This is a genomic window from Salinisphaera sp. T5B8, from assembly GCF_040361255.1.
GTDB lineage: Bacteria > Pseudomonadota > Gammaproteobacteria > Nevskiales > Salinisphaeraceae > Salinisphaera.
The window spans coordinates 1-25,076 of sequence record NZ_APNG01000008.1; the positions used below are offsets into that span (position 1 = coordinate 1).

Here is a 25,076-nt window from a genome sequence, read left to right on the forward strand (position 1 = left end):
GGGTGCCGCCTCCTTCAATCGCTCATACACCAGAAATGAGCGTAGCTCCCGCCACGACCGAGATCAGCTGTAAGAACGTGGGATCGGTGATCAGGTCGCGATGACGCCGTGCGAGCGGGCGCAGGATGTCGTGGACGAGATGCCAGGTATCCGAGTAGGCCGGATCGCGGATCGGCAGGGTAAAGCTGCCGTTGTGCATGAGGTACAGGCCGGGTTCGATCTCGAACGGGTGGGCGTTGCAGGCGTTGACGTCGCCATGGGTCCGGCGGCGCAGGTGAATAGCCAGCTCGGAATCGGTATGCGAGCGCAGAAAGTCGATGGTGCGCGTGGCGTCGACATCCACATGGCGTTCGAGCACGGTTTCGCCGCTCCCGGTATGGCCCATCACGCCCCAGCCGTCGGCGTTGTGCCGGGCAGCCGATTGGATGATCGGCTCCGGGACGGCGACGCCGGCGGGTTTGTGGATCAATACGCACATGGTCGTCGTTCTCCATCCGGCCGACGCCTGGATCAGGCTGAATTGATGGCCTACTGTTTCGTGCACGGGCCGCAATGCCTGAATAGTCATCGCGAGGCGCCCGAAAAGCTTTAAGGGAATATAGAGCAGGTTGTATATTCCTAAAAAATATTGATTTGCGATATTGATATGCAAAACAGCGATAAAGGCGGCGGCGTAGAAACATCGCAATCTCGATTGCTTCTGGCGCAATGCACGCCCCCACACGATGAACAACGCCGCCGACGACGAGCTGGTCGATCTCGGCCGCTGCGCGCTGCTGGGCGAGAACGCGGAGTCAACGTCGTAGTCGTGACGCAATGCAGACGTCAGGCATAAAAAAGCCGGCCAAGCGGCCGGCTTTCTTGCGTTACGAGCGGGGCCGAAGCCCGGTCGTGTCAGCGATCAGTGACGCTCGCGCACGATATTGAGCATGCGGCGAATCGGCTCGGCGGCACCCCAGAGCAGCTGATCGCCCACGGTATAGGCGGCCAGATACTCGTCGCCCATGGCCAGCTTGCGCAGGCGGCCCACCGGGATGGTAAGCGTGCCCGACACGGCAGTGGCAGTGAGGTTTTCCAGCGTGGCCTGCTTTTCGTTGGGTACGACCTTCACCCATTCGTTGTGCTCGGCGATGCGCTGTTCGATTTCCTCGATGGAGACGTTCTTCTTGAGCTTGATGGTGAACGCCTGGCTATGACAGCGCATCGAGCCGATGCGGACACACAGCCCGTCCATGGGAATCGGGTTGCCGTCGCGGCCGAGGATCTTGTTGGATTCGGCGCCCGCCTTCCATTCTTCCTTGGACTGGCCGGTTTCCTCGATGAGGGTATCGATCCACGGCAGGGCCGAGCCGGCCAGCGGGAAGCCGAACTGTTCCACCGGGAAGTTCGGGTCGCGCATCTTGGCGGTCACGTCGCGGTCGATATCCAGAATCGCCGAGGAGGGCGTATCCAGCTGGTCGGCCACGACATCGCGCAGCTGGCCCATCTGTACGAGCAGCTCGCGCATATGCTGGGCGCCGGAGCCGGAGGCGGCCTGATAGGTCATCGCACTCATCCATTCGATGAGATCGGCTTCGAACAGGCCACCCAGGCCCATGAGCATGAGGCTGACCGTGCAGTTGCCGCCGCAGAACGTCTTGGTGCCGCGATCGAGGTTCTTTTCGATCACATCACGGTTGACCGGGTCGAGCACGATGGTCGAATCCTCGGCCATGCGCAGCTTGCTGGCAGCATCGATCCAGTAGCCGTCCCAACCGGCGTCGCGCAGCGGCTGGTACATCTCGCCGGTGTAGTCGCCGCCCTGGCAGGTCATGATCACGTCCATGGCCTTGAGCGCATCGACGTCCTTGGCGTCCTGCAATGCCGGCACATCCTTGCCGATGTCCGGGCCGGGCTGGCCGGCCTGCGACGTGGAAAAGAACACCGGCTCGATGCCGTCGTAATCGTTTTCATCGAGCATGCGCTGCATGAGCACCGAGCCCACCATGCCGCGCCAACCAACGAACCCTACTTTAAGCATGCTTTAGCAACCTTTTCTAAGCGTGATTGATACACGTTCGTGCTTGGACATCAGTCTAACGTGAATCGCCGCTCGGTTCCGCCCATCCGCGGCCAAGCGTCGCGTGTGCGGTGTGGATGCCGGCTCGCCGGTTTTCGGCGTTCAGCGGCGTTCAGGTCGCCGTTACGGATCGGTGCCCGTGGCTGATCGCCGTCCGTCCCGGCGGGCTCGGCGCGTCGCCGGTCGACCCGGCCTATTGAATTAAAAGGGAATATCGCGGCGCGCACCGGAGATGAACTACGCTGCATTAAAAATATCAATAGATAATTTTTGACATGTCAAAAAAATACGTTCAACCTCCGACCGATCCCGATATGCCGTAACAGGAGTGCGCACGGTGGCGATTGATCCGATGTTTCGTCCCGAGAATTGGCTGGCGCAGCGAACGCCTGCGTTCGAGGGGGCCCGGCTTTCGTCCCGCTATCTGTCCATGCGGGACGGCATTCGGCTGGCGCTGGACGTCCATCTGCCCGGCGCTCGCCCTGCAGCCCACGATCGCTTTCCCGTCGTGGCTTTCTTCACGCCTTACTACCGGCGTATGAAACTCAAACCCGGCGCGCCGGCGGATACCGAGGCCTGCCCGAATATCGCGGTGTTCCGGTCGTTGCTACTGGCGCGCGGCTATGCGCTGGTGGCGGTCGACGTGCGCGGCAGCGGGGCATCGTTCGGCGCGCGTACCGGGCTGCGTTCGCCCAACGAGCGGGGCGACTATCTCGAGATCGTGGAATGGATCAGCCAGCAGCCCTGGTGCAGCGGTTCGATCGGGGTGACGGGTATTTCCTACCTGGGGGCGGCGGCCGATTTCACCGCTTCGTGGGCGCATCCGGCGGTCAAGGCGATCGTGCCGCATTCGGCGGTCTGGGATACCTGGTCCAACCAGCTGTATCCGGGCGGGGTCATGTGCCGGCGGCTGGTCAAGGAATACGGCAACCTCATGGAGGCGCTGGACGACGACGCCGCCGAGGATCGCGCCAAGTTCCCCTATTTCCGGGGCGATCATTTCGACGGGCCGGCACCGGTCGACGACGATGTCGACGAAACACAGCTCAACGCCGCGCTCGAAGACCATGTCGCCAATTTCGATATGGCCGATTTCGTCCACCAGCTGCCGTTTCGTGATCGCGCGTTACATACGGTTCCCGATTTCACGTCGGCGATCATCAGCCCTTATCACTATGCCAACCGTGCCGCCGACGCGCAGACCGCGGTCTATACGATTTCCGGCTGGTTCGATGGCCACTACTCGCGCGGCGCCGCACTGCGTTTCAACTGGCAGCAGAATCCGCACAAGCGCCTCATGCTCGGCGCCTGGGATCATGGTGCGCGCACCGGCATCAGCCCGTTCGCGCACGACCCGGCGCCGCAATCCAAGGCGCTGGCGGAAACGCTGCGTTTTTTCGACGAACATCTGATGGGCCTGGAGACAGGGCTGGCCGACGAGGCGCCCGTGCACTACTACACCGTGGGCGAGGAGCAGTGGAAAACCGCTGAAACCTGGCCGCCGGCCCAGGTCGAGGCCCGTACCTTGTACTTGCAGGCCGATCATCGCCTGGGCGAGGCCGCGCCGACGGCGGGCGCCGAGGCCGATCGCTATGTCGGCGACTACCGGTGCGCCAGCGGCAACCAGTCCCGCTACAACCGCCTCTATGCCCAGGATGTGACCGATTATTACGGCGACTGGGACGGGCGCGATGCACGCATGCTCTGCTACACGAGCGCGCGCTTCGATAGCGCCATGGAACTGACCGGCCACCCGGTCGTGCGCCTGTTCGTGGCAAGCGACACGGAGGATTGCGCGCTGTTCGTCTATATCGAGGATATCGATACCGAAGGCCGTGCACACCACGTCACCGAAGGCGTATTCCGGGCGCTGCATCGGCGTATCTCACCCGGCCCGGCGAACATTCCGCAGATCGGTCCGAGCCATAGTTTCGATGCGCGTGATGCGCGTTATCTCACCCCCGGCGAGTACAGCGAAATCGCTTTCGATCTGTTGCCGATTTCGTGGCTGTTCAAGCCCGGCCACCGCCTGCGTGTGGCGATCGCGCTGGCCGACAGCGACCATTTTTCACGTATTCCGGACGGGATCGTGCCGACGATTGATGTGGCGCGTCATGCCGGTCGGGCTTCTCATATCGAACTGCCGGTAATGCCGCGCGATTGACGTCGCGTGGCCCGGGGCGCGTACCAGGTGAGGGCCAGCGTCGATGCCCCGGATGTCGGATTTGTAATAACCAGACCTCAAAACGGGGGCTTTTCATGCAATTGTTGACACGGCTTTGTTTGCGGTTCGTCCAGACCTGTCTGCCCAACGCGATGTTGCTCGCGATCGGCCTGACGCTGGTGGTATTCGTGCTCGGCCTGACCGTCGAGGGCCAGAGCGCCTACGTCATGCTCAACGGTTGGGGCGACGGTTTCTCCAATCTGTATAAATTCGCGATGCAGATGAGCCTGATCCTGCTCACCGGCTTCGTGATCGCCAAGAGTCCGTCGGTCGGGCGCATGATCGACCGTCTGGCCGAGGTCCCCAACAATCCCGCCCAGGCCGCCGGCCTGATCGCGGTGGTCTCGATGGTGACGTTCTATATCAACTGGGGCTTCGGCATGATCGTCGGCGCCTTTCTGGCCCGCGAAATGGGACGCCGGGTCAAGGGCCTGCATTTTCCACTCGCGGTGGCCGCCGCCTATTCGGGCGAGATCATTCGCGGTACCACGGCATCGATTCCGTTGCTGATGGCCTCGGAGGGCAATTTCATGCAGGACGTGGTCGGTGTCGTGCCGATCACCGAAACACTTTATTCCTGGTGGAATATCCTGCTGTCGCTGATGCTGCTGGTCCTGCTTTATGTCGTCTATACGCGGGTGCGGCCTGATGTCGACGAAATCAAGCAGTTCCAGGGCGAGGCGCTCGATAACGAGGTGGAAGCGGTCGATACCCGCGATATGCCCTGGGCCGAGAAGCTCGAACATTACCGCCTGCCCAATATCCTGCTGGCACTGCTGCCGCTGGGCTATCTGGTGATCAACTTTCACGAGCTGGGTTTCACCCTGAGCCTGAATCTGGTCATCCTCATCTTCCTGACCATCGGGCTGTTGCTGCAGCCGAGCCCGGCGAGTTTCGGCATGGCGATCAAGGAAGGCGTGCTGTCGTGCCGCGGCATCATCATGCAGTTTCCGCTGTATGCCGGTATTGCCGGCATGGTCAAGACATCGGGGCTCGCCGACAGTCTGGCCATGTGGTTCGTCGAGATCGCCAACGTCCACACCTTTCCGATTCTCACCTTCATTTCTGCCGGCCTGATCAACATCATGATTCCGTCCGGTGGCGGTCAGTGGGCCATACAGGGCCCGATCATGCTCGAAGCCGCCAAAGCCATCGGCGCCGATATTCCGCAGACCATCATGGCTTTCACCTGGGGCGATGCCTGGACCAATCAGATGCAGCCGTTCTGGGCGCTGCCGCTACTTGGCGTGGCCGGTCTGTCGGCACGCGACATCATGGGCTATTGCGTGATGTGGACGTTGATCTGCGGGGTGACCATTATGTCCGTGTTCGTACTATTGTCGGCCATGTGACCCGGCGCGGGCGGGTGCCACTGCAATGTTAAAGTGGCGCCTGTCGCCGCCCGGCGGCGCGATCATGGCTCGACGGACACGCGTGCATGCGACAACCCCAGAAGCACAGCCTCAATGCACAGGCATTCGCGACGCTTAGAGGCGATATCGTCTCCTGCACCTTGAAGCCCGGCGCGACCATCAGCGAAGCCTGGCTGGCCGAGCATTACCCGCTGGGTAAGGCCGCGATCCGGCACGCGCTGGCACGACTGACCCAGCAGGGGCTGACCATCAATCAGGGGCGGCGCGGCTATACGGTCGCGCCGATCACCATCAAGAGTATTCGCGACAGCTACCAGGTGCGTCGTTTGATCGAGCCGGAGCTGTGCCGGTTGGTCGCCGGGCGGCTGGATGCGCAAACGCTGGCCCAGCTGCACGAATGCAGCGCGGCCAGCTATGACCGCAGCGACGCCGCCGAAATGGTTGCGTTTTCCGAGGCCAATCACCGCTTTCATTGCCTGATCGCCGAGGCGGCCGGCAATCAGCGGCTGACGCGTCTGATGCAGGAGCTGTCCGACGATCACCTGCGTATCGCCTATGTGAGCATGTTTCACGGCCAGTCGGGTCGGCACTGGAGCGAAGACCATGCCCGCATCGTGACGCAGCTGGAAGCCGGTCAGGCCGAACATGCGGCCCGCACGATGCGCGAACATCTCGAAGCCAGCGAACAGGCCACGCTGGACGCGGTACTCAATCTGCCGGACTTGCTTGAGACGTCGCTGACTTAGTATCCATCGCGGCCCGACCTGGCGTGCGATGCCAGGTCGGGCTGCGTCCTTGATGCGGCGTTTGTCCCAGGTAGCCGCACCCAGACGTCGCCGCGACTTAACCGCCGTTGTGCGCTAACGCGGGCCTAGTTCTGGAGTTCCTCGCAATGCGCGTCGGTCCAGGCCTTGAGCTCGTTGAGTGCTGCCTCGAAGCGGGGGGATTCCAGCGGGGCGTGGCCGGGGTGGTGGCGCAGCACGTCGGCCATGGTGTTCATCTGCTCGCGCGGCGTGTCGGCATGGACTTCGCGGGCGGCCTCGGAGATGCTGTCGGCGATTTCCCGAAGCTGCTCGTTGTCGACTTCCACGCTGCCCGGCACCCCGAGGGCAACCACGGGCAGCAGCCCGGCGGCGGTGGTCAGGCAGTCCTGCATGCGACCCGGACCCATCTTGGAGAGTCGTTTCATGCCCTCGGCGGATTTTTCGCTCATCTGCGGCGATTGCGTGCCCGTGCTCGTGAGCAAGTCGTCGATACGTGACTTGTGCTTGTTGTAGAAGTCGACGTTGCGCTGGACCAGCGGCGGCATGCCCGGTGCCTGCCCATTGCCCTGGGTGACGAACGCGTTCACTTGCGCGAGCACCAGCGACATATACGCGCGTACATAGCTGCGCCCGTCGAAGTCATGGCGCGCGAGCAGTGCCCGTTTGCGCGGATCGGCGTCGAGCCGATCGCCGGCCTGCTCGATCGAATCCGCCATGTTGTTCGCCTGGGGCTGGGTATCATCGTCGCCGAGTGCGTCGATCTCGTCGCTGGCTTCGACGTCGGCCTCGACCGCTTCCAGACGCGACAGCAGGTCTTCGCTCAGAGGCATAATCGGTGGGCCGTCGGCGTTCGTCGCCCTGTTCGGCGCAGATGAATCCGGCCCCGGCTGACTATGGCCAACGAGCCAGCTCAAAACCAGCAACACGGCCACGGCCGTTTGTATCGCACGAATATGACGCATCAAGGCTCCTGTTCGGTTGGATCGAAACCGAGAGCCTGTTGTACGTCGCGGCCGGCGTCCAGGCTAGCTGGCCAGATCAATACATTGCGCGTTAATTACTGTTTCGACAAAGAAAAGTCCAGACGGGCCGATACGTCGATCATACGCGCTGGCTTGTCGTCACAGACCGGGTTGGCGCCGCACCGGCCGCGTCCATCAACTGGGTCCGTAGCCGGGTCGACGCGTCAGCCAGTCTCGGCTCAGCCGGTTTCCCCAAGCTGCGCTCGTAAACGCGCATTTTCGGCTTCGAGTTCGTGTACCCGCGCTTCCAGTTCGGCGATACGGCTCGGCGCCGAGGTCCCATCGCCGCGGGCCGCGGCCGTCTTCTGGGCATGGGCTGCGATATCCACCGGCCCGCAGAGCTGATGCATGAACTCAGCTTCCTTGCGACCAGGCGTACGGGGTAGCTGAACGAACAGCGCATGGTCGTCGTCGCCGAGCAGTTCGTTGACCGCGGCCGTCACGGCGGCGTTGTCGTCGAAGATGTGCAGCCGGCCGCTGCGTGCGCGCAGCTCGCCGGGTGTCTGCGGCCCGCGCAGCAGAAGGAGGGTAAGCACGGCGTACTGGCCCTGGGACAGCTGCAGGTCGTTGTAGGTGGTATTGCACAGACGCTGCTTGTATTTTTCGACGCCGTTTTTGAAGTTCTCTTCTATATGGACGAGGCTGCGATCGCGTAGCGCGCGGGCCGCGCGCTGAACCTCGGCCGGCTTGAGTGCCATGACCGGATCGCGCGAGGACTTCTGGTTGGCTGCATTGGTCAGCGCGTTGAGCGTGAGCGGATACTGGTCCGGCGTGGTGACGGCCTTTTCCATCAGGCAGCCGATGATGCGGGCTTCGGTGGCGGTGAGTTGAGGCAGCATGAATCTCTCGCAACGGGGGAAATCGAAAGCGCGCAGGCGCTGCCAAGAGTCTAACGCGCGTTGCTCGATCCACCGGCGGCGATAGGCATAAAAAGTTCCTCGCCCATGACCGGGCGATGCAGCCCGGATCGCAAGCAAGACGCAGGCGCGATCGTCGCCATGCGCAATGTGTTTGAGCAGCTCGCTCGTTCTTGCCCTTGCACATGCGGGGAGGGGCGGCTGCCAACGACTATCGACGACGTGGCGATTCAACGCTTGTTGCAGAACGCCGGATCATCGCAATTCCGGATGATCAGTCTTATGGCGTGTGAGGGTAGACTGCCGGCCTGCCGCGGTGTGCGACAGGCCGGCCCGACCGACTCAGTCGACAGAGAGGTCCGCCGGCACGACATAGAGGTGGTTACCGTCAATAGTGTTGCTGTCGAGCATCTTCTGCTCCAGCGCTCCGCTGGACGTGGACCAGGTGGCGAAGTCATCGTCGTTGAGCACGCCGAGCGAGTTGCTGTCGATCACCCAGAGCCCTTCCATCTTGTCGTGGGGGTAGCTCACCTGGGCGACCATATCCACCACCAGCTGCTTGTCCACCGGGACGATGTTGTAGGCGGCCAGGCCGGCCCAGCCGTTTGCCTGCACCACTTCCTCCAGGGTCTTGCCGCCGATGGTCAGGCCCAGCTCGGCGTCCTGACTCAGGTCACCGCCTGTGGCCAGGGTTTCCAGATTGGTGCCGGTGCTCAGATCAATGCGGTACACCGTTTTCTGGGCGGCCGGGTTGGCCGCGTCCGCACCTTTCGGGCCGCCATACAGGAAGCTGCCGTCGCGCTCGATCACCAGGAACTGGGTCGCGCTCAGCGCCGCCAGCTCGGAGTTTGAATTCTGGTTTTTCTCCTGCTTGTACAGGTACTGGCCGATGCTGCCATCGTCGAGGTTGATGGTCACGATGCGGGTGAGATCCAGGTCACGCACGCCCTTGTCCGGGTTGTACATGGTGGACTGCATGATGCCTACCAGGGTCTTTTCGTCCGGGGTAATCGCCAGCCCTTCCATGCCACGGTTGGCACGACGATTGGCGAACTCCGCCGGCAGGGTGTAATCGTCACGGTCGTCATCGGCGAACGGGTTGATACGGCCGATTTCCTTGCCATCGGCATCGAAGTGGACGATGTGCGGGCCGTATTCGTCGGACACCCAGAAGGTGCCGTCACTCAGCGCTACCAGGCCTTCGCCATCGAGTCCGTAATCGTCCAGGCGCAGCGGGTTGCTCTCGGCGTCGTAGGGCTGGGTCGGATCTTCCAGGATCGGAGAGCCATCGGCGTTGTAGGGCGTTTCGCCGGTGCCGCCGAGGGCACTGCTGTTGGGCAGGCCGGTGATCAGCGTGCCATCCGGGCGCTTGAGCAGAACGGTATCGAGCAGCACCACCTTGCCCTCGGCGGTCACTTCGAAGTGACCAATGCGAGGCGTGTAATTCGGGGTCGGGAACTTCTTGCCCTTGCCCTGACTGCCGGTAAAGCTGGCATTGGGGCCACGGTCGGTGAGCGCATAGAAACGGCGGCTGTCGGCCGGGTCGCCGGTCATGGCCGAACCGAAGCCCCCGTTGCGCACCTCGAAGGGCTGTTGGGTATTGGCATCGATCAGATCGGAGCGCAGCACCGTGTAGGGCAGGTCCACGCCTTGTGCCGGAACGTCGTCGGCGGGCGAAGTCGTCGACGCGTCCGTACGGCGCTCGTTATCGGATGAGTCGCTATCACAGCCGGAAAGTAGAGCGGCGAAGATCATCGAGGCGGTCAGGGTTTTCTTGAACACGGGCACGGTCCTTGGTGTTTTTCTCGGGCGGAGGTTCAGGGCTGACAGAAGGTTCTGTCGTACTGGTAGACAAACCGGGTCTTGGTCTGGCCATCGGGCTTGACCCAGTCGCTCAGGCCACGCAGCGCGTCAAAAGCCTGGCGAGCCCGATTGACGACCTTGCGGGTGTAGTCCGCGGACGGGTCTTCGTACTTGAAGGAAATCTCGGCCACTGCCGGTGCCTGGTCGCCGGAGGGCGCGCCCGCATACCAGAGCGTGATGCTGATCTCGGCATCGTGCTGGCCCAGGTCGATGTCCACATTGCGGTACACGCGCTCGGTGACGGTCAGCGCACCGACCACGGACAGGGCGAGGTCATCATCCAGGCCGTAGTCATCCTCGAACCCGGGGAAGTGCGCATGGATATCGTCCATGCGATTGAGCTTGCGGGTGTTGGGCGCTTTGGTTGAGTGGCTGTACACCACTTTGAAAGGTATATCGCCCGTGGCGCCGACATCCGCTTCCAGTTTGCTTTGCGCACCGTGGGTGCTGGAAGAAAGATCCTCGAAATCCGCGATGTACCGATCCGGGCTGCGAAATTTCAGTGTGACTTCGGAATCGCCGTCCTCTATCCGCTCGCGAAAGCTGTAGCCGAGTTGATCGAGTGCGCAGGAGTCGGCGGTGTCGAAAAAACGCACCTGCCGGTCGTGGTCCAGGGTGGCAGTGCCGATCACGTCCCGGTCGATGGCCTCTTCGATGGCCGGTCTGGCCGTCTGCATGAGGTCCAGTACATCACGCTGTTCGTTCTGGTACTGGAACCGGCTGGCATCGAGCATCAGTTTGTATTCGCGCGAAATCACATCCGGATTGGCCTGCACCGGAATCGCGGTCAGCACGCCGAGCATCCCCAATGCAGCGGCGAAAAACACTTTCATTGTTGTCGCCCCCTCAGGCCCCGCCCATCCTGCCGTACAGACTGCGACGGGAGTCTAGGCAGCGAAAATGACGCGTTCATGACCGGGGCGTGAAAGACGACACGGTTTCGCGATGCGCAAAAAGCAGGGTCTTGCCAAACGGACGCGAAGCCGGTGGGTTGAAACGATGCTCGTGGCCGCTTATTGGAAGGCGGCGCGCTCCCCGGCATTCGATCCGATCAGCGGGACAGCCTCGAGCAACGGCGTATGCGTAGGGCCGCTACGCATCCAAGAGCGCGACAGCGGCTCACACAGCGCCGCTGCCGCTGCGCAGCACAGCGACAGCGGCGCCACTGTGCGCCGAGCAGAGGCGGTGTCGTTGGGGCTTAGCCCTTACTGTCGCTACCGTTTTTTAGTGCGCCTGAAATAGCTGCCCGGATATCGTGGCGGTGGGGGCAACCCAGGCTGGGTGGGGTGGTTCAGAGGCCGAGTTGAACGAAGAAGTAGCCCCACAGCCCGCCGGCGATGACGAGCATGGCGATCAGCGCGATCCAGACCCGGCGGTATTCGCGGATCAGCGATGCGCCGCTGGCATCCTCGGCCAGAAAGCGGCCGATGGTGATCTCGGCCATGCGCTGGCCTTTCATTTCCTCGAAGCGCTCGAGTTCGTAGGCGCTGGGTTTGAAGGTCAGGCACAGCACGATGAGCGTGATCGTGCCCAGGGCGAAGGCCATCATCAGGTTGTCGATGCCGGCCGGATAGCTGATCAGCTCGTGGCGTTCCAGCTCGCCCAGCACGATGAAGCTGATCGACCCCACCAGCATGCAGGCCAGCACCGCTGGCGCACTCGCCCGGTGCCATTTCATCGCCGCAACAATCGTCGGCAGCCAGGCCACCGCGAAGATCGAGCCGGCATAGATGGAAATCCAGTAGATGCCGGCGGGCCGGGCGATGGCGATCACGCAGACGATAACGGAGACGATTACCTGCGAAATACGCCCGGCGAGCACGCTGTTTTTCTCGTTCAGCTTCTTTTCGAACAGCTTTTCGTAGAGATCGCGCGCCAGGGCGAACCCGGTGAGCACGAACAGCGTAGACGCCGTCGACATGATCGAGGCCATCAGACCCGCCAGGCCCACGCCAGCCAGTACCGGGTTGGTGTGATCCATGAAGCCCACGATCATGGCACGGTCGGCCGGCTCGATGCCGGGCTGGATGACCTGCATGGCGGATGCCGCGAGATACACCATCAGCTGCATCGCCGGGGCGAAGAACACGCCGATGATCGCGACCTTGAGAATCACGAAATCGTTCTTGGCCGGGAATACACGCGACACCAGCGCTGGCGTACAGGCAAAGAACAGAATCCAGACCAGGAACTGCGAGATCGACCAGCTCAGGTCGCGATGGTCGGCCCCGGCCAGCGTCCAGTAGCCGGGCAGCCGCTCACCCAGATCGCGAATACTGTCCATGCCGGCCTGATCGATGAGCATCGGCGAGATCACGAACGCGATCGCCAGCATGGTGAAGAACATCATGGTGTCGGTATAGACCACGCCATACATGCCCGACAGGCTGCAGAAGATCATCAGCGCGAAGGTAAAGGCGATGATGATCACCGGGAACGGCACGTCGATGATTTCGGCGAGTACCAGCCCCGCGCCGATGAGCTGGATGATGCCGTAGCCGAGCAGGCCGACGACCATGAGAATGAGCGCGACCACGCTCACCCATTTGTTGTTGAAGCGCCGATCGAAGAAATCCATCATCGTGCGGCATTCCATGGCCTTCATCTTGCGCCCGATCCAGACCACCGCGATCAGCGTGCCCAGCCACGCGCCGAACGAGCCCAGCGCACCGATGACCAGCGGGCCTTCGCTATAGGAAATCCCGGCGATGCCCATGAGCGTGACCGCGCTCAGAAAGGTCGCCGCCAGCGTGCCGGTGAGCAGCAGCGTCGAGCCCTGTTCGCCCATGACATAGAAGTCGTCCCGATTCTTGATGAAACGGGTCAGCCCGGCGGCCACGATGACGTAGGCCGCCAGCACGGCGACGAATATGGTGAGTGTGATGTTCATGGTCGCTCCCCCGAGATGCGCTTAGCGCTTGTCGCCGTGTTCGCGCTTGAGGCGCGCGATGGTCGGGCGGTATTCGCGCAGCAGAATCGCGGCCACCACCACGCAACAGATCACGGTGGTCAGCAGCGCATTGCCGAACAGCATTAGAACGTAGGGTTTGAAATCCATGGGTTTTCCTCGTTGGGTTAGACCGCTCGGGCCTCAGACGCGCCCGGCACGGGCCAGCGCGGCGTTGAGCAGTACATCGGCGGCCTGTTTGGCGTGCTCGGGTTCGATTGATTCGGCTTCGTGATGGCTCAGCCCGTCGGCACAGGGAATGAATACCATGGCCGTGGGGCAGTGTCTGGCCAGATGGAAGGCATCGTGGCCAGCGCCGCTGATCATGTCCTGCCAGGATAGTTTCAGGGCCTTCGCGGCCTCGCGCACATGGCCCACACAGGCTTCATCGAAGGGCAGGGCCGGACTGCGCCAGTGTAGCGACAGCGCGTGATCCACGCCGCGGGCCGTGCCGATACGATCGAAGCGTTCGCCGATCGCCTCGATCGCCGCATCGACCACGGCGTCGTCGGGGTGGCGCAGATCGAGGGTGAAATGCACATCGGCGGCGATCGTATTGCGCGAGGCGTGGGGAATATCGATCTCGCCGATCGTGGCCAGCAGGCCGTCGACACCGGCAACGTAGTCCTCGACCGCCGTGATCGCAGCGCTGGCAGCAAACAGGGCGTCGCGGCGCAGCGCCATCGGCGTGGTACCGGCATGGCCGGCCTTGCCGCCAAAATGAATATCCAGCCAGCGAATCGCCTGGCCGCCGGTAACCACGCCGATGGTCTTTTCGTTATCTTCGAGTACCGGGCCCTGTTCGATATGGGCTTCGAAATAGGCGTCGATCGGCCGGGCGAGGGCCGCGTCGCCGGCCTCGCCGGTCGCTTCGAGACTCTCGGCCACCGTTCGTCCGTTCGCATCCGCCCGGGCCAGGCCGGTATCGAGCGCCATCGCGCCAGTGAATACGGACGAACCCAGCATCGCTGGCGTGAAGCGCGCGCCTTCCTCGTTGGTCCAGTTGGCGATCTCGATCGGCGCGACAGTGTCGATATCGTTTTCGTTGAGCGTGCGTACGGCTTCGAGTGCGGCCAGCACGCCCAGCACGCCATCGAAACGCCCGCCCTTGGGCTGGGTGTCCAGATGGCTGCCGAGCACGACCGGCGGTTTGTCTTCACGGCCGGCGCGGCGGGCGAACAGATTGCCGATCGCATCGCGGGTAACGGTGAGATCTTCGGCTTCGGCCCATTGCACGAACAGGGCACGACCGGCTGCATCTTCCTCGCTGAGTGCCAGCCGGCTGCTGCCGCCGTTGGCGGTGGCGCCGATTTCGGCCATCGCCATCAGGCTTTGCCACAGTCGCTTGCCGTTGGTTTCGAGCATGAAGTCTTCCCGGATAAAAGCGGCGCCGCGGCGCGGGCCACGCGTTCGCAAACGCCGTGGCGTGCCGTCATGGCGATCGAATCGATTGCACGGCATAGGGCGCGGCCATGCCCGGCGCGCTCGCTATGTCTTTTTCATCTAGCGGTACACACGCGCCATGAGTCAAAGCACGCGATATTATTCGAATTATTAGTATGGCTAATAATAAAGTGAATACCGATATGCATGACGCCCCCGATCAGCCGACGTCGGCGAGCTGCGAGCACGGCAAACGCGCCCTGGCCGCCCGGCTGGACTGGAACCTCATCCGCACGTTCGTCGTGGTCGCCGACGAACTCAATCTCAGCCGGGCGGCCGAGCGCCTGTTCGTGACCCAGCCGGCGGTCAGCCAGGCGCTCAAACGCCTGCAATCACAGCTTGGCTATACGCTGGTGCAGCGGCGCGGGCCGCAGATCGCGCTGACCGCGGCGGGCGAGGAGGTGCATCGGATCGCACGCGGCGTATTCGCCGACGTCTCCAGCCTGGAAATGCCGGCCGGCGATTCCCTCGATCAGGTGGTCGGCCGGGTCAAGCTGCTCACCGTCAGCCGGATGCATTCGCGCCGTTACAACGAATTTCTGGCTGATTTTCATCGTCGTTATCCGCGTGTGGAGTTGGAAATCGAGGTCCTGCGGGGCCACGATCTGTTGCTGGCGATGCGCCAGAATACGGCGTCGTTCGGCATCGGGCTGTGCCGGGTCGATACGCCGCCGATCGAGCGCCGCCTGATCGTGCCCCAGCGGTATGCGCTGTTCTGCGGGCCGCCGCATCCGCTCTACGACCGCGCCGATGTGGATATCGCCCGGTTGCTGCACGAGGACCTGGTGACCTTCACCGGCGATTATCTCGGCGACACGCTCTCGCCGTTGACGCTGTTTCGCGAACACCACGGCTTTCGGGGGCGCCTGGCGGCCTCGTCGTCGAATCTCGAAGAAGTCTGCCGGCTCATCATGTGCGGCTATGGCATCGGCTTTTTGCCCGAAGGTGCGTTTCGACGTGAAACCGAAAACGGCATGTTGCGCAAACTACCGCCGGAAGAAGGGCTGGCGGATGTCGATATCCATCTGCTCTGGAACAGCCAGCGGCCGTTGCGCGCAGCCGAGACGGTGTTTCGCGACGAACTGCTCGCGGCGTTCGATCGCCCGTAGACCGCGTCTATTCCCGAGCGGCCGCACAGTCCAGGCAGCGCAGCGTGGTCGGATCGTGGGCCAGACGTGCGTTGCCGATCGGTTCGTCGCAGTCCAGGCAATAGCCGAAGTCGGGGCTGTCGAGCCGCTTGCGGGTCGCGGCCACGCGTTGCAGTGTCTGGTTCGCCCGGTTGCGGGCTGCGCGACTCATCGCCTGGGCCTGCATCGCATCCATGCGCGATAACCGGCCCTGGCGGGTCTGGTCCAGTTCGACCGCCGCGTCGGCATTTGCGCTGTCGTCGAGATAGGCGCGGGCCTCGGCTTCGAGTTCGTCGAGACGCTCGGCAAGACGTTCGCGGGATAGCTCGGTGTCGTTCATGACGCCAGCTTGGCCCAATGGCAGGCCGCTGCAAAGCGCCTGGCCGACGGCGGGATTACGTGTCGACGAAGAGCCGGTTTTGCGCGATCGTGGCGCGGGCCCCGTAGCGCCAGGCGTGATTCACAAAGCCATGCCCGACCGGCGCGTCGTAATAAAGGGCGATGCCGCGAGCCTGGGTGTGTTCGGCGAATATCTCGATCAGCGAATCCATGCCGCAGGCCAGTGCACAGCGCTCGAAGCGCCCGAGAACGAGGGCTTTCACGCGGTGCGTATCGACTGAGTCGAGCAGCTGTTGCAAACAGCGTTCGAGCCGGAATTCGGCTTCGCCGACATCTTCGAGCACCAGGATGGCATCGTCTTCCAGCGTCAACGCGGCCGGCGTGCCGGCCACGCTGGCCAGGGTGGTGAGATTGCCGCCGACCACGCGCCCGGCAAGCGGTTCGGCCGGGCCGCCGTGATAGGCCAGCGGCCATTCGCTGGGCTGATTTTTCAGGCAGGCCGCCAGCGACGCCATCGAGGCCGCCCGGGCCTGTTGCTCGGCCGGGGTTTCGCCGGGCAGGGCCAGTTCGGTGGCCACCGAGGCATGAATCGCGGCGCGCTCGTGGCGGGCGAATGCGGCCAGCAACAGGCTCATATCCGAATAGCCGACAAGCGGCACGTCGCGCGGAATGCGATCCCAGTCGATCGCCTGCACGAACTGCGCGCTGCCATAGCCGCCGCGCAGGCACCACACGGCATCGACTTTCGGCCATTCGAAGGCGGCCTGCAGGTCGGCCAGGCGATCGGCGGCGGTGCCGGCGAGATAGCGGTGATGGTCCCGGGCGTGGCTGCCCAGCCGGGCCTCGACGCCCGCTGCCGCAAGTACGGCGAGCGCGGTATCGATGCGTTCATCCTTGACGCCGCCGGCCGGCGCGACCAGCGCGATGCGCATACCGGCAAGCGGTCGCAGCGCTTCGACGAGCGCGGCCGAGGGTTCAAGCGTGGGTTCACAGCTCATGGGTTTGTACGCGATCGCCCAGCTTTTCTGCAGCCATGTCGCGCAGATGCTGATGGTGGGTGAAGAACAGGACCTGGGTCTTTTCGGCCAGGCCGGCCAGCACGTCGAGCCCGGCCAGGGCGCGCTCGTCGTCGAAGTTGATGAACAGATCGTCGGCGACCACCGGCAGGGGCGCGGCCCGCCGCAGGTAGTCCTCGATCGCGGCGATACGCAGGGCCAGATAGAGCTGGTCGCGGGTGCCTTCGCTCATGCCGGCCGGGCGCACGCGCGAACCGTCGGCGCGTACGCCCACGATCTGCAGCTCGTCGTGCTCGTCGAAGTCGCCGGCCAGGCGTTCGAAGGCGCCGCCGGTGAGCTGGTTCATGAGCGCGGAGCCGCGTTCGATGAGCGGGCGCTGCTTGTCCATGGCATAGCGCTGGCCCGCCCATTTGAGCAGCAGAGCCGCGGTGCCCACCCGCAGATAGCGCTCGGCGGCATCCTGCATGTCGGCGAGGGCGGTCTGGCGTTCGGCCGCGGCGGTCACGGCGCGATCGTCGCCGCCGATGGCCTCGAAATCGGCGCGGGCTTCGTTGCGGGCGTCGCGGGCCGGGCCCAGTTCGTCGTCCACGTCCTTGAGCTGATCGGCCAGGGCATCGATCTGTTCGCGCAGCGAATCGAGATCGCTGGCCTCGACCGCGGCGATGAGATTGTCCACCGTCTGGCCATCGCCCTGTTCGGCCAGGGTGTCGGCGGTGGCAGCCTGTTCGTCTGCCAGCGCCCGGCGGCGTTCGGCACGCGTGATCACGCTTTCGAGCGCCTGGGCATCGGCGACACCCGCCTGCCGACAGAGGACGTCGATACGATGCTGGGCGTCGGTTTGGGTGGCCTCGTGCTCGGCGATCTGTTCGCCCTGGCGCTGGCGATCACTTTGGCGGGTCTGTAGCCGGTCGTGGCGGCTCTGGGCGTCGCGTAGCGCAGCGTTGAGTCGTTGCACGCTTTGCTCGGCGGTCTCGTTTTCGTTCGCGGTTCGGCCCGTGGCTTCGAGCACCTGCGCCAGCCGCTGTTCGAAACGCTGGCGGCGTTCGACGAGATCGGCCTGTTCGGCGGCCAGATCGCGGCTGGTACGGGCATGCTCACGCGCGCCGTCGAGCACCTCGAGCGCGGCCCGGCCGGCCTCGGCGTCAAGATGCGTGTCCAGCCCGAGTTCGACAAGAGCCGCGTGCCAGCGTTGCTGCCAGTCGTCCAGCGCGGCTTCGGCCGTCCTGTGTTCGTCACGCAACGTATCGATACGGCGGGCGTAGTCGCCGCGTTCGCGTTCGATACGCCGGCGTTCGTCGCTGCGGCGTTTTTCGCGTTCGACTGTCTGGCGGGCCTGTTCGATCAACACCGCCAGGGCGGTTTGGGTCGATTTGTCGCCATGACCGAGCAGCTCGACGAGCTGTGTACGTTGTGCTTCGATACGCGCGGCCAGATCGTCGCGGGCGGCGGCGGCTTCGATACGGTCGGCGCGTGCCGTGAGCAGGCCGTCGCGGCGGTCGAGCCAGTCTCGCATGGCGGCCGGGCTGGCGGGCTCGATATCGGCCGCCAGCCACAGGGCTTTCCACTCGGTTCGCAGCCCGTCGAGACGGGCCCTGGCGTCGTCGCGACGCGCCGTGGCCTGTTCGAGCGCCTGTTCGCGTTCGGCCACATGGCGCTGGCGTTCGGCGTCCTGGGCAATGGCTTCGGCCCGGTCGAAACGGGCATCGGCCAGTTCGTCGGCCGCCTGCGTGCTGCGCTCGAAGGCAGCCACCGGGTTCTTTTCGCTGGCCTTGTCGAGTGCCGGCGTTTCGGGCTGGTCGAACAGGTCCGGTTCGCGCTTTTCGACATAGCGCCGGCGTACGAGCTGCCAGCAGGCATCGCGATGCGAACGGCTCGATTGCAGCGCCTCGATACTCGGCAGTGCCTCGTCGGCGCGGCGGCGGGCCAGGGCATCGCGGGCACGTTCGACCTCGTCGCTCAGTTCGTCGAGGCGTTGCTGATGACGCTTGTGCGCCTCGCTGGCGTCGGCGATCCCGGTATCGAATTCATCGACGCGCTCGCGGGCGGGCACCGCCAAGCCGGCCAGCGTGTCGCTGTCGGTCACGGCCGGTTTCAGGGTGGCCAGGCGACGCTCGATATCGCGATCCAGCCGGTCGACGTTCGCCTGGGCGCTGCGCAGCTCGGCTTCGAGATCGCCTTCGCGGGTGGTGGCGGCCAGCCAGGCCTCGAGCGCGGCGGTATCGCGGCTATCACCCAGCGATTGCAGCTCGTCGGCCAGCCGTGCGTCGGCTTCGCGGGCGTTTTTGAGGTTGTTCGCCGCATGCGCGACGCTCTGGCGAAGCGTGGCTTCGTCGGTGGCGATACGCCGGGCCTGGGCGAGGGCGGTGGCGCTCGGCCACGGCGTTTGCTCGTCCTGCCAGCCCAGCTCGGCGCGATCGCGGTCCAGCGCCTGGGCCAGCCGGGCGCGCTCGCGTTCGATTTCCGCAATGCGCTCGCGGTCGGTGGCGATCTGGCCGCGCTGCTCGGCCAGGCGCTCGATCGTGTCACCGGCCTCGCGCAGGGCGGGTTCGTCGACCAGCGTTTCGATTTCTGCGTCGATGGCTGCGATCTGATCCTGGATGGAGGCAATCGCGATACGGCTGGATTCAAGCGTCTGGCAGGCGCGCTCGAAGGCCGGCCGGGCATCGACGTCCAGATCGGGCGTTTCTTTAAGCTCGGCGAGTTCGGCTTCGATCTCGCGATAGCGGCGGGCCGGGCGGGCGATGCGGCGAATACGTTCGAGCTCGAGACGTTGGTGGTCGAGTACGCGGCGGCGTTCGGCGAGCTGTTCGTAGTGTGCTTCGGCGGCGTCGAAGGCCTCGCGGCAGCGCTGCCAGTCGCCGACCGTGACTTCGTGTTCGCGAATATCGGCGTCGGCCGTCTTGAGCCAGGCTTCGGCCTGATAGTAACGACGGTTCTGGGAGGCGTTGGGCGCCCACAGCCCGTCCGCCTCGGCCACCAGGGCTTCGCGTTCGGCGAGCACGTCCGCCAGCCCCGAGCCGGCCGAAAGCAGGGCGGTATCGGCGTTGGCATCGGCCGCGGCGAGGGTTTCGCCGCCGGCACGCAGGCCTTCGTGGTCGAGGCTGAACATGCGGGTGAAAAACGCCCGGTCCGCGCCCGCGAGCTGGCGGTCCAGCTCGGTTTCCAGCGTGTTAGCGGGCCCGCCCTCTGCATCGAGCAGCGTGTTCTTGCGGCCCTTCTTGCGGATCGCCTCGATCTCGGCTTCGCCGGCCTCGATACGTGCACCGATACGCAGGGCGTTGTAGGCATGCACGAAGTTGAGTTCGGTCTGGGTCGGAAAACCGAACAGGAAATCGCCGATCGCGCTGCGGGCGGTGGATTTGCCCGCCTCGTTGGCGCCGAACACGAGTTGCAGGTCGGTCGCGCCGCGTGCGAAGGCCAGCCGGCGGTCGGTGAAATGACCGTAGGCGAGAAGATCGAGTTGCGCGAACCTCACGGCGCGCTCTCGTTGGCGGCCAGGCGCGAGAGCAGATAATCGCCGGCACCGTCGATCAGCGTGGCCGTATCGCCGTCGATGGCCGCACGCAGCAGTACGTCGTCGGCGTGTTCGCGTATCTCGTAGGGCAGGCGTTCGGCCAGGCGGCGAATATCCTTTTCGATCATCGCCCGAATATCGGGGTCGTCGACGGCTTCGTCGAGCAGACGCTGCATTTCGCCCAGCGCATCCTGGCGTTCGCGCCGGGTGGCGGCATCGAGCTGGGGCGTGGTCGCCAGTTTGATCTTTTCGACATAGACCTGGGCGGCGCCCAGCCCGGCGGCCGCGGCTCGGGCTTCGGCCAGCAGGCGCTCGGGCGCGGCCGCGAGCTGATCGTGCAGGGCAGTGGTGCCGGTCAGGCGCAGGCGTACCGCCAGAAGACGCCCCGCGACGGCGTTCGCGCCGTTTTCGATCGCCCGGCGCATGGCCGCAATCACGTCGTTGAAGTCGTCGGCGGCGGCTATGTCCACCTCGCTTTCGGCCCAGCGGGCGACATCGCAATGAATGGCGTGCAGCTCGGCCACGCGACCGTCTTCCACCACGACTTCATAGGCGCTCTTGGCGCCGGTTTCGCGAATGGACCGGCCCTGGAGATTGCCCGAGAACACCACGTGCGGATGTTCGGCCAGCACCTCGGCGGCGTGGACATGGCCCAGCGCCCAGTAGTCATAGCCCTTGGCAGTGAGTTCGTCGAGTGAGCAGGGCGCATAGTTGGCGTGACCGCCACGCCCGCCCAGGCCCGTATGCAGCACGCCGATATTGAAGTGCTCGGCAACCGGCGCGGGGTAACCGGGCACCAGATTGTCAGTGACCGCGCGCTCAGCATAGCTTGTGCCGTGAATGGCCACGTCGAGATGTTCGAGCACGGTGGTTTCAGCGTCTTCGTGCGAGAACACGTACACGTTGGCGGGCAGCGACAGGCTGCGTGTCATCTGGTTCTGGGCGTCGTGGTTGCCGTGGATCAGATACACCGGGATCGATGCGCTGGCCAGGCGGTGCATCTGGCGCACGAAGAACACGCCGGTCTGATAATCGCGCCAGTCGCCGTCGTAGACGTCGCCGGCGATGATCACGAAATCCACCGCGCGTTCGATGGCCGCGTCGATGAGCGCGGTCAGTGCTTCCCGGGTGGCCAGGCGCAGCCGCTCGGCGACCCCGGGCACATCCTCCGAAAGCCCGCGCATGGGGCTGTCGAGATGGATATCGGCGGCATGGATGAAGCGAAACGAGCGCAAGGACGAAAGCGTGATGACGAAACAGGTGGGTGCATCTTATCCCGCACGCGGGGCAGGCCCAACGCCCGTGTTCGCATAAAACGCGGCGCTCGGGCAGAGTCGCGCTCATGTCGAGTGTCGTTGCTACCCGCGCGCTGCGCGCAGTCGTTGCCCTGAACCTGTTGTGGCTGGCCGGCTGTGCCGCGCTGCGCCCTACCGAAGTGCCCCGCCGGCCGGCCGCCGAGGTGCGCGCCGAGCTGGTGTCGCGCATGCCCGCGAGCGTGGACGATCGCGCCGGCTGGGCAGCCGATATCGAAACCGCTTTCGCCGCACAGGATATCGAGGCGTCGACCTCCAATCTGTGTGCGACGCTGGCGGTGATCGCCCAGGAATCGTCCTACCGCGTCGCGCCGGTCGTTCCAGGGCTGTCACGTATCGCCCGCGCCGAGATCGAGCGACGGGCGGCGAGCGCCCACATACCGGGTTTTCTGCTCGACAAGGCGCTGGACCTCGAATCCGCCGCCGGCCAGACGTACGACGAACGCCTCGATACGGTGCGCACCGAAAACGACTTGAACGATCTGTTCGAGGAGTTCATCGATCGCGTGCCGTTGGGCAGCACGCTCTTCGGCGGATTCAATCCGGTGCATACCGGCGGGCCGATGCAGGTGGCGATTGATTTCGCCGAAGAACATGCCGACGACTATCCGTACGCCGATGCGCAATCGGTGCGCGAAGAAGTGTTCAGCCGCCGTGGCGGGCTGTATTTCGGCATCGGCCACCTGCTCGGCTACCGCGTGGACTACCCGAGTCCGCTATACCGCTTTGCCGACTACAACGCCGGCTGGTATGCCAGCCGCAACGCTGCGTTCCAGCGTGCGGTGAGCCAGCTCACGGGCACCGACCTCGCCCTCGATGGCGATCTGATTGCCTATCGTGCGTTTTCCATCAGCCAGACCGAGCGGGCGACCAAATCCCTGCGCGAACGCCTCGATATGAGCGAAGGCGCGATCCGTCGCGATCTCACCGAAGGACGCGGGCCGGATTTCGAGCGCACACGCCTTTACAAGCGGGTCTATGCGCTGGCCGACGCGGATGCCGGCCAGCGGGTCGAACGGGTGATTCTGCCCGGTATCACCCTCGAAAGCCCCAAGATCACTCGCAAGCTCACCACCGCCTGGTTCGCCGAGCGTGTGTATTCACGCTGGCAGGCGTGCATGGACCGCGCCGGGGCGCCGCGATAGGGCGACCCGGCGCGCTGCGATGACGGTCAGGGCGTGACGATGGCGAAGTCGCGATCGGGCACCTGCAGCAGCGAGAAGAAGCGGCCGAGACTGGCGCGGTCGCCGTCGACCTTGAGTTGCTTCGGGGACAGTTTGCCGCCGATCAACGCCAGCAGCGCCGGATGGGTCAGATGCACGGTGGCATCCGCGTTGTCGGCGATCAGCCGTTGCCAGTGGTGGAGCACGCCGTTTTCGATGGCGAGCACGTGGTTTTGCCCCAGGTCGGCGAAGTCGAAGTTGATGGTGAGGTCGCCCTTCGCGGCTTCGGGGCCGTTCAGGCGCGCCGCCATGGCATCGAAGAAGCGCTCGATCGGCACCTGGCGCAGCAGGCCGATGCCGCGCGACATATCCAGCGAGGTGCCCATCGCCCCGTCACGCAATTCCTTGGCGCCGGTGAGATAGATATCGCGCCACGGGCCGGATTCGGCCTGGTAGCCGAGCTGGTCGTAGGTGTTTGCCAGCAGTTGCCGGGCGGCGTCGTTGTTCGGCTCGGCGAACACCACGTGGTTGAGCACTTCGGCTGTCCAGCGATAGTCGCCGGCATTGAAGGATTGCCGGGCCTTGGCGACGATGGCATCGGCGCCGCCCATGAATTCGACATATTTGCGTGCCGATTGGGTCGGCGGCAACGGATTCAGATGGGCCGGGTTGCCGTCGAACCAGCCGAAATACCATTGATATACGGCCTTGGCATCGTGGCTGACGGTGCCGTAGTAGCCGCGGTTGTGAAAGGGTTTCGCCAGCGATTCGGGCAGGGTGAGTTGCTCGGCGATCTCGCGCGGGGTGTAGCCGGCATTGGCCAGACGCAGGGTCTGGTCGTGGATGTATTTATAGGTGTCGCGTTGCACCTTGAGATAATCGACGATCTCGTCGTGACCCCAGACCGGCCAGTGATGGCTGTTGAACACGACTTCGGCACGTTGGCCGTAGCGTTGCAGTGCTTCGTCGATATAGTCGCTCCATTTGAGTGCGTCGCGCACCTTTGCACCGCGCAGGGTATAGACGTTGTGCAGCGTATGGCTGACGATTTCGGCGCCGCAGAAGGCCTTGAACTGGGGTAGGTAGAAGGTCAGTTCAGCGGGTGCTTCGGATTCGGGCGTGTACTGGAAATCGAAGTCGACCCCGTCGACGGTCAGCGTCTGGCCGGTATGGTCGATGGTGTCGGTGGGCGCGAGAATACTGAAATGCCCCTTGGACAGGGCCTTGCCGAGCCCCGAATCCACATGGCCGCGTGCATCGCGGGCCAGGGCGCCGCCGAACATATAGGTCGCGCGCCGTCCCATGGCCGGGCCGGCGAGCAGGTTTTCGCTGGTGGACTCCTGCATGAAGCCCTTGGGCGCGATGATACGGACGTTGTCGCGCCGGGCCTGCTCGGGGCTGAGCACGCCCTCGATGCCGCCGAAATGGTCGATATGGCTGTGCGTGAAGATGACTGCCACGATCGGCTTGTCGCCGATGATATGCGCCTTGGCCATCTGCCATGCCGCGGCGGCGGTTTCGGCGGTGGTCAACGGGTCCACCACGATCCAGCCGCTGTCGCCCTCGATCAGCGACATGTTCGACAGGTCGTAGCCGCGTAGCTGATAGACGCGGTCGGTGACCTTGTACAGGCCGTGCAGGTCGTTGAGCTTGGCCTGGCGCCACAGGCTGGGATTGACCGTGGCCGGGGCGTCGCCTTCGATGAAATCGTAAGCCGTCATGTCCCAAATGGGCTGGCCGTCGCTGTCTTTGATAACCAGCGCCGGATCACGGGCGATCAGGCCGCGCTCGGCGGCATCGAAATCGCCGCGATCGGCAAGCGGTAAACGTTCGGCGACGTGCGTATTGGCCGTGCGGGTGGCGGCGCTGGCCTGGGGCGTTTCGCCATGTTCTTGTGCGCGCGCCGCCGGCGTTTGCAGACCCAGGGCGACGATGGCGGCAAGCAGCGTCGTGCTATGGATGTGTCTTTTCATGTGTATCCCCTCGTTGATATGGCATCGCGGCTATGTTCTTGAATACGTGGATGCGCCGCCGGCACGCGCGTGATCTCGC

19 protein-coding genes are annotated in these 25,076 nt (G+C 64.3%); 5 read left to right on the top strand and 14 right to left on the bottom strand.

Annotated elements, in window-relative coordinates; genetic code table 11:
* Positions 1–22 precede the first annotated feature (22 nt).
* Together T5B8_RS08645 and asd are read right to left on the bottom strand one after the other, a co-directional pair.
* Complete coding sequence (locus T5B8_RS08645; RefSeq protein ID WP_353177983.1) at positions 23–817, bottom strand: hypothetical protein; 795 nt, start codon at positions 815–817, stop codon at positions 23–25.
* An 84-nt stretch (positions 818–901) separates the two neighbouring features.
* Positions 902–2,020, bottom strand: a complete 1,119-nt coding sequence (asd, locus tag T5B8_RS08650; RefSeq protein WP_353177985.1) for an aspartate-semialdehyde dehydrogenase — start codon at positions 2,018–2,020, stop codon at positions 902–904.
* A 376-nt stretch (positions 2,021–2,396) separates the two neighbouring features.
* Here asd and T5B8_RS08655 point away from each other — a divergent pair, with 376 nt between their 5' ends.
* The 3 genes from T5B8_RS08655 to T5B8_RS08665 all read left to right on the top strand — a co-directional run bounded on the left by T5B8_RS08655 (position 2,397) and on the right by T5B8_RS08665 (position 6,402).
* Positions 2,397–4,223, top strand: a complete 1,827-nt coding sequence (locus T5B8_RS08655; protein WP_353177986.1) for a CocE/NonD family hydrolase — start codon at positions 2,397–2,399, stop codon at positions 4,221–4,223.
* Between the two features lie 95 nt (positions 4,224–4,318).
* The gene (locus T5B8_RS08660; RefSeq protein WP_353177988.1) at positions 4,319–5,635 is read left to right on the top strand and encodes a short-chain fatty acid transporter; all 1,317 of its coding nucleotides are present in this window, start codon (positions 4,319–4,321) and stop codon (positions 5,633–5,635) included.
* An 86-nt stretch (positions 5,636–5,721) separates the two neighbouring features.
* On the top strand, positions 5,722–6,402 hold the full coding sequence (locus tag T5B8_RS08665) for a GntR family transcriptional regulator (protein ID WP_353177990.1): 681 nt from the start codon (positions 5,722–5,724) through the stop codon (positions 6,400–6,402).
* Between the two features lie 125 nt (positions 6,403–6,527).
* Here T5B8_RS08665 and T5B8_RS08670 read toward each other — a convergent pair whose 3' ends face one another.
* The 7 genes from T5B8_RS08670 to T5B8_RS08700 form a co-directional block, all read right to left on the bottom strand.
* The gene (locus T5B8_RS08670; protein WP_353177992.1) at positions 6,528–7,382 is read right to left on the bottom strand and encodes a hypothetical protein; all 855 of its coding nucleotides are present in this window, start codon (positions 7,380–7,382) and stop codon (positions 6,528–6,530) included.
* Between the two features lie 239 nt (positions 7,383–7,621).
* Positions 7,622–8,281, bottom strand: a complete 660-nt coding sequence (locus T5B8_RS08675; protein ID WP_353177993.1) for a YceH family protein — start codon at positions 8,279–8,281, stop codon at positions 7,622–7,624.
* Between the two features lie 360 nt (positions 8,282–8,641).
* Positions 8,642–10,081, bottom strand: coding sequence for an esterase-like activity of phytase family protein (locus tag T5B8_RS08680; RefSeq protein ID WP_353177995.1), 1,440 nt, complete (start codon positions 10,079–10,081; stop codon positions 8,642–8,644).
* A 35-nt stretch (positions 10,082–10,116) separates the two neighbouring features.
* The gene (locus tag T5B8_RS08685) at positions 10,117–10,995 is read right to left on the bottom strand and encodes a hypothetical protein (RefSeq protein WP_353177997.1); all 879 of its coding nucleotides are present in this window, start codon (positions 10,993–10,995) and stop codon (positions 10,117–10,119) included.
* Positions 10,996–11,453: 458 nt separating this feature from the next.
* Positions 11,454–13,052: a sodium:solute symporter family protein gene (locus tag T5B8_RS08690; protein ID WP_353177999.1), complete on the bottom strand. Its 1,599-nt coding sequence runs from the start codon at positions 13,050–13,052 to the stop codon at positions 11,454–11,456.
* Positions 13,053–13,073: 21 nt separating this feature from the next.
* Positions 13,074–13,220 (bottom strand): hypothetical protein, encoded by a 147-nt coding sequence (locus T5B8_RS08695; RefSeq protein ID WP_353178000.1) that lies wholly within the window; start codon positions 13,218–13,220, stop codon positions 13,074–13,076.
* Positions 13,221–13,253: 33 nt separating this feature from the next.
* On the bottom strand, positions 13,254–14,474 hold the full coding sequence (locus tag T5B8_RS08700) for a Zn-dependent hydrolase (RefSeq protein ID WP_353178002.1): 1,221 nt from the start codon (positions 14,472–14,474) through the stop codon (positions 13,254–13,256).
* A gap of 194 nt (positions 14,475–14,668) precedes the next feature.
* On the opposite strand from T5B8_RS08700, the gene T5B8_RS08705 reads away from it, so the two are divergent.
* Positions 14,669–15,661, top strand: coding sequence for a LysR family transcriptional regulator (locus tag T5B8_RS08705; RefSeq protein WP_353178004.1), 993 nt, complete (start codon positions 14,669–14,671; stop codon positions 15,659–15,661).
* 7 nt (positions 15,662–15,668) lie between these two features.
* On the opposite strand, the gene T5B8_RS08710 is transcribed toward T5B8_RS08705, so the two are convergent.
* From T5B8_RS08710 to T5B8_RS08725, 4 genes are read right to left on the bottom strand one after another with little or no spacing between them, the layout of a single operon-like run.
* Positions 15,669–16,019 carry a TraR/DksA family transcriptional regulator gene (locus T5B8_RS08710; protein WP_353178006.1) on the bottom strand — a complete coding sequence of 117 codons (351 nt, stop codon included), beginning with the start codon at positions 16,017–16,019 and terminating at the stop codon, positions 15,669–15,671.
* Between the two features lie 55 nt (positions 16,020–16,074).
* Positions 16,075–17,016: a S66 peptidase family protein gene (locus T5B8_RS08715; protein WP_353178008.1), complete on the bottom strand. Its 942-nt coding sequence runs from the start codon at positions 17,014–17,016 to the stop codon at positions 16,075–16,077.
* Complete coding sequence (locus tag T5B8_RS08720; RefSeq protein WP_353178010.1) at positions 17,006–20,509, bottom strand: ATP-binding protein; 3,504 nt, start codon at positions 20,507–20,509, stop codon at positions 17,006–17,008. The genes T5B8_RS08715 and T5B8_RS08720 overlap by 11 nt, the downstream gene beginning before the upstream one ends.
* Positions 20,506–21,783 (bottom strand): metallophosphoesterase family protein, encoded by a 1,278-nt coding sequence (locus T5B8_RS08725; RefSeq protein ID WP_353178012.1) that lies wholly within the window; start codon positions 21,781–21,783, stop codon positions 20,506–20,508. The genes T5B8_RS08720 and T5B8_RS08725 overlap by 4 nt, the downstream gene beginning before the upstream one ends.
* A gap of 107 nt (positions 21,784–21,890) precedes the next feature.
* Between T5B8_RS08725 and T5B8_RS08730 the strand changes: the two genes are divergently transcribed.
* On the top strand, positions 21,891–23,006 hold the full coding sequence (locus T5B8_RS08730) for a DUF1615 domain-containing protein (RefSeq protein WP_353178014.1): 1,116 nt from the start codon (positions 21,891–21,893) through the stop codon (positions 23,004–23,006).
* 26 nt (positions 23,007–23,032) lie between these two features.
* Here T5B8_RS08730 and T5B8_RS08735 read toward each other — a convergent pair whose 3' ends face one another.
* Positions 23,033–24,997 (bottom strand): alkyl/aryl-sulfatase, encoded by a 1,965-nt coding sequence (locus T5B8_RS08735; protein ID WP_353178016.1) that lies wholly within the window; start codon positions 24,995–24,997, stop codon positions 23,033–23,035.
* Positions 24,998–25,076 lie beyond the last annotated feature (79 nt).

Coding starts and splice junctions, on each gene's coding strand:
- asd (WP_353177985.1), bottom strand. CDS start 2,020: ATGCTTAAAGTAGGGTTCGTTGGTTGGCGCGGCATGGTGGGCTCGGTG.
- T5B8_RS08660 (WP_353177988.1), top strand. CDS start 4,319: ATGCAATTGTTGACACGGCTTTGTTTGCGGTTCGTCCAGACCTGTCTG.
- T5B8_RS08665 (WP_353177990.1), top strand. CDS start 5,722: ATGCGACAACCCCAGAAGCACAGCCTCAATGCACAGGCATTCGCGACG.
- T5B8_RS08670 (WP_353177992.1), bottom strand. CDS start 7,382: ATGCGTCATATTCGTGCGATACAAACGGCCGTGGCCGTGTTGCTGGTT.
- T5B8_RS08675 (WP_353177993.1), bottom strand. CDS start 8,281: ATGCTGCCTCAACTCACCGCCACCGAAGCCCGCATCATCGGCTGCCTG.
- T5B8_RS08685 (WP_353177997.1), bottom strand. CDS start 10,995: ATGAAAGTGTTTTTCGCCGCTGCATTGGGGATGCTCGGCGTGCTGACC.
- T5B8_RS08690 (WP_353177999.1), bottom strand. CDS start 13,052: ATGAACATCACACTCACCATATTCGTCGCCGTGCTGGCGGCCTACGTC.
- T5B8_RS08695 (WP_353178000.1), bottom strand. CDS start 13,220: ATGGATTTCAAACCCTACGTTCTAATGCTGTTCGGCAATGCGCTGCTG.
- T5B8_RS08700 (WP_353178002.1), bottom strand. CDS start 14,474: ATGCTCGAAACCAACGGCAAGCGACTGTGGCAAAGCCTGATGGCGATG.
- T5B8_RS08705 (WP_353178004.1), top strand. CDS start 14,669: ATGGCTAATAATAAAGTGAATACCGATATGCATGACGCCCCCGATCAG.
- T5B8_RS08710 (WP_353178006.1), bottom strand. CDS start 16,019: ATGAACGACACCGAGCTATCCCGCGAACGTCTTGCCGAGCGTCTCGAC.
- T5B8_RS08715 (WP_353178008.1), bottom strand. CDS start 17,016: ATGAGCTGTGAACCCACGCTTGAACCCTCGGCCGCGCTCGTCGAAGCG.
- T5B8_RS08730 (WP_353178014.1), top strand. CDS start 21,891: ATGTCGAGTGTCGTTGCTACCCGCGCGCTGCGCGCAGTCGTTGCCCTG.
- T5B8_RS08735 (WP_353178016.1), bottom strand. CDS start 24,997: ATGAAAAGACACATCCATAGCACGACGCTGCTTGCCGCCATCGTCGCC.